Annotated in this window: 8 protein-coding genes; 5 read left to right on the top strand and 3 right to left on the bottom strand. The window is 69.0% G+C overall.

What is annotated here, in order from left to right:
- Window positions 1-39 precede the first annotated feature (39 nt).
- From ACIHFB_RS44170 to ACIHFB_RS44155, 4 genes are read left to right on the top strand one after another with little or no spacing between them, the layout of a single operon-like run.
- Complete coding sequence (locus ACIHFB_RS44170; RefSeq protein WP_400129817.1) at window positions 40-1,302, top strand: glycosyltransferase; 1,263 nt, start codon at window positions 40-42, stop codon at window positions 1,300-1,302.
- A complete protein-coding gene (locus tag ACIHFB_RS44165; RefSeq protein ID WP_400129816.1) occupies window positions 1,299-2,945 on the top strand; it encodes an ArnT family glycosyltransferase in 1,647 nt (548 codons plus the stop codon). The genes ACIHFB_RS44170 and ACIHFB_RS44165 overlap by 4 nt, the downstream gene beginning before the upstream one ends.
- Window positions 2,942-4,123: a glycosyltransferase gene (locus ACIHFB_RS44160; RefSeq protein ID WP_400129815.1), complete on the top strand. Its 1,182-nt coding sequence runs from the start codon at window positions 2,942-2,944 to the stop codon at window positions 4,121-4,123. Before ACIHFB_RS44165 ends, ACIHFB_RS44160 begins: the two co-directional genes overlap by 4 nt.
- Window positions 4,120-6,516, top strand: a complete 2,397-nt coding sequence (locus ACIHFB_RS44155) for a galactose oxidase-like domain-containing protein (RefSeq protein WP_400129814.1) — start codon at window positions 4,120-4,122, stop codon at window positions 6,514-6,516. Before ACIHFB_RS44160 ends, ACIHFB_RS44155 begins: the two co-directional genes overlap by 4 nt.
- A gap of 13 nt (window positions 6,517-6,529) precedes the next feature.
- On the opposite strand, the gene ACIHFB_RS44150 is transcribed toward ACIHFB_RS44155, so the two are convergent.
- From ACIHFB_RS44150 to ACIHFB_RS44140, 3 genes are all read right to left on the bottom strand, one after another.
- Window positions 6,530-7,159, bottom strand: a complete 630-nt coding sequence (locus ACIHFB_RS44150; protein ID WP_365284139.1) for a TetR family transcriptional regulator — start codon at window positions 7,157-7,159, stop codon at window positions 6,530-6,532.
- A gap of 4 nt (window positions 7,160-7,163) precedes the next feature.
- Window positions 7,164-8,723: a DHA2 family efflux MFS transporter permease subunit gene (locus ACIHFB_RS44145; protein ID WP_400129813.1), complete on the bottom strand. Its 1,560-nt coding sequence runs from the start codon at window positions 8,721-8,723 to the stop codon at window positions 7,164-7,166.
- Between the two features lie 110 nt (window positions 8,724-8,833).
- Window positions 8,834-9,547, bottom strand: a complete 714-nt coding sequence (locus tag ACIHFB_RS44140) for a hemolysin III family protein (protein ID WP_365284143.1) — start codon at window positions 9,545-9,547, stop codon at window positions 8,834-8,836.
- A gap of 337 nt (window positions 9,548-9,884) precedes the next feature.
- Here ACIHFB_RS44140 and ACIHFB_RS44135 point away from each other — a divergent pair, with 337 nt between their 5' ends.
- Window positions 9,885-11,708 (top strand): phosphoenolpyruvate carboxykinase (GTP), encoded by a 1,824-nt coding sequence (locus ACIHFB_RS44135; RefSeq protein WP_400129812.1) that lies wholly within the window; start codon window positions 9,885-9,887, stop codon window positions 11,706-11,708.
- The last annotated feature ends 95 nt before the right edge of the window (window positions 11,709-11,803 follow it).

The following is an 11,803-nucleotide window of genomic DNA, read 5'->3' as shown; positions in this document are numbered from 1 at the left end:
ACCGTCGCGACAGGGGGTTTGGGGATCTGGGGGGATCTGGTGCTGACGTCTGTCTTCATCGCTGCCGTTTCACTGGCCTTGTTCTGGATGGCGGCCTTCACCTTGTGGTGGCAGATGCACGCGTGGCGTACGCCCGAAGTGCTTGCCTCCACCCGATTCAGCAGACCGGACGGTGGCGATCACCGCTCGTTCTCGCTACTGCTCCCGGCACGGCACGAGCAGGCCGTGCTGGACCACACCATCCAGCGGCTGCTGGAGTCCACGCACACCGACTTCGAGATCATCGTCATCGTCGGGCACGACGACCCGGAGACCACCGAGGTGGCCGACCGGGCGGCGGAGCGCGATCCGCGCGTCCGCGTGGTGGTCGACACCCACGAGAAGAAGAACAAGCCGAAGGCCATGAACACGGCGTTGCCGCACTGCCGCGGTGACATCGTGGGGGTCTTCGACGCGGAGGACCAGGTCCATCCGGAGCTGCTCGCCCATGTGGATCACGCCTTCCGGACGACCGGAGCGGATGTCGTCCAGGGTGGTGTCCAGCTCATCAACTTCCACTCCAGCTGGTACAGCCTGCGCAACTGTCTGGAGTACTTCTTCTGGTTCCGCTCCCGGCTCCATCTCCATGCGCAGAAAGGGTTCATCCCGCTCGGCGGCAACACCGTCTTCGTACGGACGCACGTGCTGCGGGAGGCCGACGGCTGGGATCCCGACTGTCTCGCCGAGGACTGCGACCTCGGGGTGCGGCTCTCCAGCGTCGGCAAGAAGGTCGTCGTCGCCTACGACTCCGACATGGTCACCAAGGAGGAGACCCCGGGCTCGCTGGTGTCGCTCCTGAAGCAGCGCACCCGCTGGAACCAGGGCTTCCTCCAGGTCTACCGGAAGAAGGACTGGAAGCAACTCCCGGGCTTCGGGCAGCGGTTGCTCGCCCGCTACACGCTCATGACGCCGTTCATGCAGGCCTTCACCGGCGTCGTCATCCCGCTGAACGCCGCGATCGCGATCTTCCTCGACGTACCGGTCGGCATCGCCTTCATCACCTTCCTGCCGGCCGTGACGGCGTTCGTCACCTTCGTCTTCGAGGTCGTCGGACTGCACGACTTCGGCAAGCAGTACGGGCTACGCGTCCGCCCCGTCCACTACATCAAGCTCGTCGTGGGCGGTCCCTTCTATCAGGTCCTCCTCGCCGGGGCCGCCGTCCGCGCCGTCTGGCGTGAGCAACGCGGCCGGAACGACTGGGAGTTGACCACGCATGTCGGCGCGCATCTCACCGAAGTGATCCGAGAGGACGTTCCTGCGTGACCTCCACTCTTCCCGCGGTGACCACCCCTACGGTCCCCGCGCAGCGGCAGCCTGCGCCTCACGCCGGTTCGACCGGTCGAACAGCCCCGCCGAAGAGGCTGCGTTCCTCCCGTCCCGACCTCCTCCTGTGCGGTGTCCTCCTGGTGGCGATCCTCGTCGTCCAGGGCTGGAACATCGCCGACTACCCGACGCTCAGCGACGACGAGGGCACCTATCTCGCCCAGGCCTGGGCGGTCCAGCAGGGCGAGGGCATCGCCCACTACACGTACTGGTACGACCATCCGCCGCTGGGCTGGATGCAGATCGCCCTGCTCACCTGGATACCGTCGGCGCTCAGCCCCGAGTCGATGACGGTCGGCTCGATGCGCGTGATGATGCTGCTGGTCAGCGCCGTCAGCGCGGTCCTCGTCTACGCCCTGGGCCGGCGTCTGTCCCTGCCGCGCTGGGCCGCCGGCCTCGGTATGGCCCTCTTCGGGCTCTCGCCGCTGTCCGTCGTCCTCCAGCGTGAGATCTTCCTCGACAACCTCGCGGTGATGTGGACGCTGCTGGCGTTCTGCCTCGCCGCCTCCCCGAGCCGGCACCTCTGGCACCACTTCGGTGCGGGCATCGCCGCCGCCACGGCGGTGCTCACCAAGGAGACGATGCTCGTCGTCCTGCCGGCGCTGTTCGTCACCATGTGGCGCCACAGCCACCGCGACACCCGCAAGTTCGCCCTCACCGGCGCCGTCACGGCCTGCGCCCTGATCGGCTTCGCGTACCCGCTCTTCGCGCTCTTGAAGGGCGAACTGCTCCCGGGCGGCGGCCATGTCTCCCTCTGGGACGGCATCAAGTACCAGATGACCAGGCCGGGTTCGGGCTTCGTCCTGGACCGGGGCTCCGGCTCGTACGGCGTCCTTCAGTCCTGGCTCTACTACGACCGTGTCCTGCCCCTCGGCGGACTCGCGGGCGCCGTGCTGCTGCTGGCCACCTGGCGCTGGTCGGTCACCGCCCGCGCACTGGCCGGACCGGCGCTCACCGTGGCGATCCTCGCCGGGCTGGCGCTGCGCCCCAATGGCTATCTGCCCGCGATGTACGTCATCCAGGCCCTGCCCTTCCTCGCCCTGCTCCTCGCCGGAGGCGCCGCCAGTGTCGCGCACGCCGTGCTGCGCAGATGGCGGCCGCCGGACGAGAAGCGGTATCTGACCAGGGGCCGGTACGCACTCGCCGTCGTCCTCGCGCTCGCCGCCGGCGCCTACGTCGTACCGCGCTGGTACGACGGTGACCGCACCGCCGTCACCGCCGACGCCAACGCGCCCTACCGGGCCGCCTCGAAGTGGCTCAGCAGCGAGGTGGCGGACCCCGGGGACACGCGGGTACTCGTCGACGACGCGCTCTGGCTGGACCTGGTGCACGCCGGGTACGAGCCCGGGCTCGGCGTCATCTGGTTCTACAAGGCCGACCTGGACCCGGCGGTGACGAAGACGATGCCGCGGGGCTGGCGGGACATCGACTACGTGGTCGCCTCGCCGACGGTACGGCGGGACGCGGTCGACCTGCCCAACGTCAAGGCGGCCATCGAGCACTCGACTCCGGTCGCCGTCTTCGGCAAGGGCGAGGACCGCATCGAGATCCGGCAGATCCAGACCGCGGGAGGCGTCCGATGAGCCAGGAGTACACCACACCCGTACCGGACGTGGAGGCCTCCGAGGTTCCGGAGCCGGGCGCCGTCACCATCGTCGTACCGACGTTCAACGAGTCGGCGAACGTGAGGGAGTTGCTGCGCCAGATCACCCAGTCGGTGCCGTCCCGGCTGCCCTGCGAGGTCGTCTTCGTGGACGACTCCACCGACGACACCCCCGAGGTGGTCGAGGAGGCGGCGCGGGACTGTCCGTTCCCGGTGACCGTGCTGCACCGCCGGGAGCCGGTCGGCGGGCTCGGCGGCGCGGTCGTCGAGGGCATCAAGGCCGCCACCTCGGACTGGATCGTCGTCATGGACGGCGACTGCCAGCATCCGCCGTCCCTGGTGCCGGAGTTGGTCGCCACCGGCGAGCGGTCGAACGCCGGTCTCGTCGTCGCCTCCCGGTACATCAAGGGGGGCAGCAGAGCCGGGCTCGCGGGCAGTTATCGCGTGGCCGTGTCCCGAGGGGCGACCTGGCTGACCAAGTCCCTCTTCCCGCGCCGGCTGCACGGCATCAGCGACCCGATGAGCGGCTTCTTCGCCATCCGGCGCAGCCTCGTCACGGCCGAGGTCCTCCAGCCGCTCGGCTACAAGATCCTCCTCGAACTCGCCGTCCGCAGCCGCCCGCGCGAGGTCTCCGAGGTGCCCTTCGTCTTCCAGGACCGGTTCGCGGGGGAGTCCAAGTCGACCGCGCAGGAGGGCTTCCGCTTCCTGCGCCACCTCGTGGGCCTGCGCTCGGCCTCGCCGGTCGCGCGCATGGTCGGCTTCGGACTGATCGGCGCGACCGGTTTCGTCCCGAACCTGCTCGGCCTGTACGTCCTCACCGCCCTCGGCATGCACTACCTCCCCGCCGAGATCGTCGCCAACCAGCTCGGCGTCGCCTGGAACTTCCTGCTCATCGAGCATCTGCTGTTCCGCGACCGGCGCCGGCACCGGCGTCTGTGGGACCGCGCCGGACGGTTCGCCCTGCTCGCCAACGCCGACCTGGTGCTGCGCATCCCGCTGATCGCACTGTTCGTGCACCGGTTCGGGATGGGTGCACTGTCCGCCACCGCGCTCGCGCTGGTGACGACGTTCGTCCTGCGTTTCGCAGGGACCGAGGCTCTGGTCTATCTCCCGCGCAGGGGACTGCGCGGGAGCCGCACGGCGAGGAGAGGCGCGTGACCGGACACCGTAGAAGAACCGCGATCCTGGCCGTGGTGGGCCTCACCTCGGGGCTGCTGCTCACCACGCCCCAACCCGCCTCCGCCGCCAACCTCGTCAAGAACCCCGGCTTCGAGACGGCCGGCAGCGGTGACATGCCCTACTGCTGGGAGAAGTCCGGCTGGGGCGACAACGACTTCACCTTCGAGACCGTGGGCGACGCCCACTCGGGCGGCAAGGCCATGAAGGTCGAGCTCACCCGTCGCGCCGAGGGCGACCGCAAGGCGCTGATCACGGAGTCGGCGGAGTGCGCGCCCGTCGTCACCGCGGGCAAGCAGTACGACCTCGGCCTCTGGTACAAGACCACGACTCCCGACGCGTCGCTCACCCTCTTCCGCCATGACGCCGCGGCCGGCTGGCAGTACTGGACCGACCTCAAGACGCTTCAGACGGCGGGCAGTTGGACGGAGGCGACGGTTCGCACACCCGAGGTCCCGGCCGGCACCGACCGGATCTCGTGGGGCGTCTCCGTCTACGGCACCGGTTCCGCGACCACCGACGACTACACGATGGAACAGGTCGCCGACCCGGTCCCTGACCCGGTGTGCACGGGCACGCCCCAGGAGTGCGCCGACGGCCGCTGGGACGTCCTGCCCACCCAGAACCCGGTCCGCTCCATGCACTCCGTCGTCCTGAACAACGGCAAGGTGCTGCTGATCGCGGGTTCCGGCAACGACGAGTCGATGTTCGAGGCGGGCACGTTCACCTCGGCCGTGTACGACCCGGCGAACGGCACCTACAAGGTCATCCCCACGCCGAAGGACATGTTCTGCGCGGGGCATGTCCAGCTCCAGGACGGGCGGGTGCTGGTGATGAGCGGCAACAAGGCGTACCCCGTCGCGGGCGGACATGGCTACGAGGGGTTCAAGGACTCGTACGTCTTCGACCCGGTGACCGAGACGTACTCGAAGACGAACGACATGAACGACGGTCACTGGTATCCGTCGGCGACCGTCCTCGGCAACGGTGACGTCATCTCGTTCGGCGGTCTGCGCGAGGACTCGACGGGCTCGGTGACCGCCGAGCTGTGGTCGGACGCGGAGCAGCAGTGGCTGCCGTTGTGGCGGGTCAACCAGACCTGGTCGTACTGGGGTCTGTACCCGTCGATGATCCTGATGCAGGACGGGCGGCTCTTCTACTCGGGCAGCCATGTCTTCGGCAACAACATCCCCGGCACGGGTTCGGCGATCTACGACTACTCCGCCAACACGATCACCCAGGTCCCGGGTTTGCAGAACAAGGACGAGCGGGACCAGTCGGCGAGTGTGCTGCTGCCCCCGGCACAGGACCAGAAGGTGCTCACCCTCGGCGGCGGCAACATCGACTCCAACCCGGACGCGGGCCGGCTGACGGACGTCATCGACCTGAAGTCCGCCAACCCGTCGTACGTCGCCGGACCGCCGATCCCGCAGGGCACCGTCGACCTCGGCAACGGTCCGGTGGCCCAGACCGGTGCCCAGGGCAAGATGTACGTCTCCGCCGTCCTCCTGCCCGACGGCAAGGTCCTGGAGACGGGCGGCGCGCTGCACAACAGGGCCGACCCGGTCTACGAGTCGTCGATCTACGACCCGGCGGCCAACACCTTCGACCCGGTCGCCGTCGACCCCGAGGCCCGCGGCTATCACTCCTCCGCGTTCCTGCTGCCCGACGGCCGGGTGATGACGACCGGCGACAACCCGGGCAACGGCACCTGGAACCACGACGTGTCGATCTACACGCCGCCCTATCTCCTCAAGGGCGAGCGTCCGACGATCACTTCGGTGATCGACACCGAGTGGACGTACGGCGACACCCAGCGCATCACCGTCGACCGGGCCATCGCCAAGGCGGAGTTGATCCGTCCGGCCGCGGTGACGCACTCCTCCGATCCGAACCAGCGGTTCGTGGACCTGCCGCTGTCGGTGGACGGCGACAACGTCGACCTGAACGTGACGAGCAACCCCGACCTGGCGCCGCCCGGCTGGTACATGCTCTTCGCGGTCGACGCGAACGGCGTTCCGTCGGTGGCGAAGTGGGTGCATCTCCAGGGCCCGTCGGCACTGGCCGCAGAGACCGCCTCCGCCCACGTCCACTCCTTCGCCGACTCCCTCCGGGGCAAGGTCACGGGGCCCGCCGAGAAGCGGACCTCGCAGCAGGTCGGCCCCACCGTCTCCGGCTGCGACCGGCACTACGGCTCGATCAACGTGTGCGTGCCGACCGACTTCCCGCCGACCGTGAGGGCGACGACGAAGGCCCGCTGCGACTGGCTGAAGAAGAACGACTACGGCCGCCTGAAGATCAACGGCAAGGACGACCCCCTGAAGCTCGACCGCAACGGGGACGGAACCGCCTGCGGGAAGGGCGACATCAGGTGAGGGGTTGCGGGCCTCAGGGTTTCCGGGTGGGCAGACCGTGCTCGATGACGTCCAGGGTGCGGTCGAGGAGGTCGTGGAGGTCGTCCTTGAAGTCGTTCTCGGCCCAGTACAGGGAGATCTCCGCGAGTCCGCCGATGAGGGAGGTTGTGTAGACCCGGACCTCCAGGCTGTCCCGGGCCAGGCCGGTGCGTTCGGCGACGGCCTCGGCGAGCATCCGGCCGGTGACCGACATGCTCGCCAGCATCCGGGAACGCACCGCGGGCACCTGGACCAGCAGATGCGAACGAAGCCGGACGATCTCGGGTTCCTCCGTCATCCCGGCACTGATCGCCAGTCTCATGACGTACCGCAAGGACTCCATCCACGCCTCGTCCGCCGGCCGGTTGCGCAGCTCCTCCATCAGGATCGGGTCGTACTCGTCCGTGAGGACGATGTCCTCCTTGGTCGGGAAGTAGCGGAAGACGGTCGACGGTGACACCTCGGCGCGCTCGGCGATCTGCTCGATCGTGGTGGCGTCGTAGCCCTGCTCCCGGATCAGCTCGTACGTCGCCGTGCGGATCGCCGTGCGAGTCTTGATCTTCTTCCGCTCGCGGAGTCCCGGTTGGGGGCGGTCGGCGGGGGTGGAAATGCGTGCGGCCGTCATGGAGTCATTGTCGGACATCCACCTGGGGGACCTCCACGGGCGGGGCGGACTCTTCCTTCACGCCGGTGGTGCCGGGCAGGAACGCGGCGGCCAGCAGCGCGGACGCGAGGGCGGCGATCCCGCACACCAGCAGGACCAGGCCCATGCCGTGGACGTAGGCGCTGTTCGCGGACGCGACGAGGTCGGCCGAGCCCGTCCGCTCGGCGACGACGTGCGCCGCGACCACCGACTCCCCGGCGGTGTCGGCCGCCTGCGCGGGCAGCCCGGTGACGTCGAGCCGGTCGCGGAAGGCGCCCGAGAGCAGGCTGCCGAGCAGTGCGATGCCGATCGCGGCGCCGACCTGGCGCAGCGTCATCAGCAGCCCGGAGCCGCTGCCGGCGCGGTCGCGGGGCAGGGTGCCGAGGGCGCCGTCCATCGCCGGGACCAGCGCGAAGCCGAAGCCGACGCCGGTGATGGAGAGCCACAGCGCGGTGAAGCCGTAGCCGGAGTCCACCGTCGTACGACTGCCGAGGAGCGCGGCGAAGGCCAGCACCACCATGCCCGCGCTCACCACCGCCCGTGCCCCGAACCGGGCGACGACCTGCTGCGCGACCCGTGCGGCGACCAGGAGACCGCCCATCATCGGCAGCAGCCGGAGCCCGGTGCCCAGGGCGTCGGTGCCGAGGACGGCCTGGAGGTACGGGGGCAGCACGAACAGCAGGCCGGACAGGACGAACATCACCAGCGTCGCGGCCAGGGTGTTGAAGAGGAAGCCGCGGTGGCCGAGCAGCGCCATGTCGAGCATCGGGCGCGCGGCCCGCCGCTCGCGTGCCACCAGCGCGGCGATCAGCACGAGGGCCCCGCCGAACATCCCGAGCACCAGCGGGTCGCCCCAGCCGCGCGTCGGGGCCTCGATGATCGCGTAGATGAGGGCGCCGAGCCCGGCCGCGGTGAGCGCGGTGGAGACGACGTCGACCCTGGGGGAGGCCGGATCGCGGGTCTCGGGCAGCAGGAGGACGCAGGCGGCGATGCCGAGTGCGGCCATCGGGACGTTGACGAGGAAGACCGAGCCCCACCAGAAGTGGTCCAGGAGCCAGCCGCCGATGATCGGCCCCAGCGGCAGGCCGAGCGCGGACGCGGCGGAGATGATGCCGATGGCCCTGGTGCGCTCGGCCGGGCCGAACAGCGAGGGCAGCACGGACAGGGCGAGCGGCGTGACCAGTGCCGCGCCGACGCCCATGACCGAGCGGGCCACGATCACCCAGGTCACATCGCCGGCCAGGGCGCCCATGACCGAACCGGCCAGGAAGATCCCCAGCCCGGTGATCAGCATCAGCCGCCGCCCGAACCGGTCCCCGAGCAGTCCGGCGGGGAGCATCAGCGCCGCGAAGACGACGACGTAGGAGTCGGCCATCCACTGCTGCTCGCCGGTACTGGCGCCGAGATTGCCGGCCATCGTGGGCAGCGCCACGTTCAGGATCGTCATGTCGAAGCCGAGCGTGAGCATGCTCGCGACCAGGGCGCCGAGGGCCCACCAACGGCGTGGGTCGCGGTCCACGCCTGCGTTATGAGTGACAGTAGCCATGAAATGAGAGTAACTCTCAAATGATGGTGGGTGTCAATGAATGCCGGCGTGGGCATGAAAAATGGCCGCGGCTTCAAAGCCGCGGCCACTGCGATGAACTCCCCGGAGGGCTATGCGTGCTGGTACGCCACCAGCGAGATCCCCACGTAGTGCACGACGAACGCCGCCAGCGTGAGGGAGTGGAAGACCTCGTGGAAGCCGAACCACCGCGGTGACGGGTTCGGCCGCTTGATGCCGTAGATCACGCCGCCGGCGCTGTACAGGAGGCCGCCCACGATCACCAGGACCAGCACGGCGATGCCGCCGGTGCGCATGAAGTCGGGGAGGAAGAAGACGGCCGCCCAGCCCATCGCGATGTAGCAGGGGGTGTAGAGCCAGCGCGGGGCGCCGACCCAGAAGACCCGGAAGAGGATGCCGGCGAGCGCGGCCGCCCAGATGCCCCACAGCAGCACCTGGCCCTTGGCCCCGGGGAGCAGGAGCATCGTCAGCGGGGTGTAGGTGCCGGCGATGATCAGGAAGATGTTGGCGTGATCCAGTCGGCGGAGGATGCCGTCCATTCGGGGGCTCCAGTTGCCCCGGTGGTAGACCGCGCTGACGCCGAACAGCAGGCAGGCCGTCAGGACGTAGATCCCGCAGGCGACGCGGCCTCTGGGTGAGTCGGCGAGGGCGGTGAGCACCAGGCCCGCGATGAGCACGGCCGGAAACATGCCGAGATGCAGCCAGCCCCGGAGCTTGGGCTTGATCGGATGCGGCAGTGCGAGCGCATGAGGACGGTGGCCGACGGCCGCGTTGTCCAGGGGCGCGTCGGAGGCGGACGCAGTCATGCGGGGCATCGTACCTACGTAACCGTAAGTTACGCGTCAGTCTGTCTGTATGACCGGCGCGGAGTGGCCATCGTCTCACGGCAGTTGGCGGCTCCCATGTGGCAGGTCACGCAAAGAGACGGTCAGCTGAACCCAACGTGCACACAAAGAGACGGGTTCAAGCGTGGCGATGCTCACTCTGCTCACCTGTGACGCCCTCTGGACAGATGGGCGCTCCCGTCGGATGATCAAATGAGTGCGGTCGGCACCGGATGAGCGCCAGGCAAGCCACTGGGAAGCATCCGGGTCGCAGCCCCCACGGGGCCTCCAACCAAAAATCCCTCATCAAGGAGCAATCGTGGCGCGCGACATCGCGGCTCCCCCCGTCGTACCCACCAACCACAAAGAACTGGTCTCGTGGGTGAACGAGATCGCTGAACTGACCGAGCCGGACAGCGTGGTCTGGTGTGACGGATCCGAGGCCGAGTACGAGCGCCTGTGCGAGGAGCTCGTGGCCAAGGGCACCTTCAGGAAGCTCGACCCGATCAAGCGGCCCAACTCGTACTACGCGGCCTCCGACCCGACCGATGTCGCCCGGGTCGAGGACCGCACCTTCATCTGCTCCGAGAAGGAACAGGACGCGGGCCCGACCAACCACTGGAAGGCCCCCGCGGAGATGCGGGACATCTTCGCCGGCGAGAAGGGCCTGTTCCGCGGCTCGATGCGGGGCCGGACCATGTACGTCGTGCCCTTCTGTATGGGCCCGCTCGGCTCGCCGCTGTCCGCGATCGGCGTCGAGATCACCGACTCGGCGTACGTCGCCGTGTCCATGCGCACGATGACCCGGATGGGACAGCCGGTCCTCGACGAGCTGGGCTCCGAGGGCTTCTTCGTGAAGGCCGTCCACACCCTGGGCGCCCCGCTGGCCGAGGGGGAGGCGGACGTGGCCTGGCCGTGCAACCAGACCAAGTACATCTCCCACTTCCCGGAGTCCCGCGAGATCTGGTCGTACGGCTCCGGCTACGGCGGCAACGCCCTGCTCGGCAAGAAGTGCTACGCCCTGCGCATCGCCTCCGTCATGGCCCGCGACGAGGGCTGGCTCGCCGAGCACATGCTGATCCTGAAGCTCACGCCCCCGCAGGGAGAGTCGAAGTACGTCGCCGCGGCCTTCCCGTCCGCGTGCGGCAAGACCAACCTCGCGATGCTGGAGCCGACGATCTCCGGCTGGACGGTCGAGACGATCGGTGACGACATCGCGTGGATGCGGTTCGGCGAGGACGGCCGCCTGTACGCGATCAACCCCGAGGCCGGCTTCTTCGGCGTCGCGCCCGGCACCGGCGAGCACACCAATGCCAACGCCATGAAGACGCTGTGGGGCAACTCCGTCTTCACGAACGTCGCCCTCACCGACGACAACGACATCTGGTGGGAGGGCATGACGGAGGAGATCCCGGCCCACCTCACCGACTGGAAGGGCAACGACTGGACGCCCTCCTCGGACGTCCCGGCCGCCCACCCGAACGCCCGCTTCACCACTCCCGCCGCCCAGTGCCCGATCATCGCGCCCGAGTGGGAGGACCCCAAGGGCGTGCCGATCTCGGCGATCCTCTTCGGCGGCCGGCGCGCCACCGCCGTACCGCTGGTGACGGAGTCCTTCGACTGGAAACACGGCGTCTTCCTGGGCGCGAACGTGGCCTCCGAGAAGACCGCCGCCGCCGAGGGCAAGGTCGGCGAGCTGCGCCGCGACCCCTTCGCCATGCTGCCGTTCTGCGGCTACAACATGGGCGACTACATGGGTCACTGGGTCGACGTCGCCAAGGACAAGGACCAGGCGAAGCTCCCGAAGATCTACTACGTCAACTGGTTCCGCAAGAACGACCAGGGCAAGTTCGTCTGGCCCGGCTTCGGTGAGAACAGCCGCGTCCTGAAGTGGATCGTGGAGCGCCTGGAGGGCAGGGCCGAGGGCGTCGAGACCGCGATCGGCATCCTGCCGACGAAGGACGCCCTCGACACCAAGGGCCTCGAACTGGCCGACGAGGACCTGGACTTCCTGCTCACCGTCGACAAGGAGATCTGGCGCGAGGAGGCCGCCCTGGTCCCCGAGCACCTCAACACCTTCGGCGAGCACACGCCGAAGGAGCTGTGGGACGAGTACCGCGCGCTGGTGCAGCGGTTGGGCTGACGCCCGCGGTTGTGAGTTGTGAAGGCCGCGCACAAAGGAGTGGGCGGCCTTCGCCGTTGGCGGGTGCGGCGCCGTCGTGGCTGGTCGCGCCCACG

This window comes from Streptomyces sp. NPDC051963 (assembly GCF_044593495.1).
Classification (GTDB): Bacteria; Actinomycetota; Actinomycetes; order Streptomycetales; family Streptomycetaceae; genus Streptomyces.
Note: the sequence above shows the minus strand (reverse complement) of the source record. Positions and strands in the feature narration are given on the sequence as shown.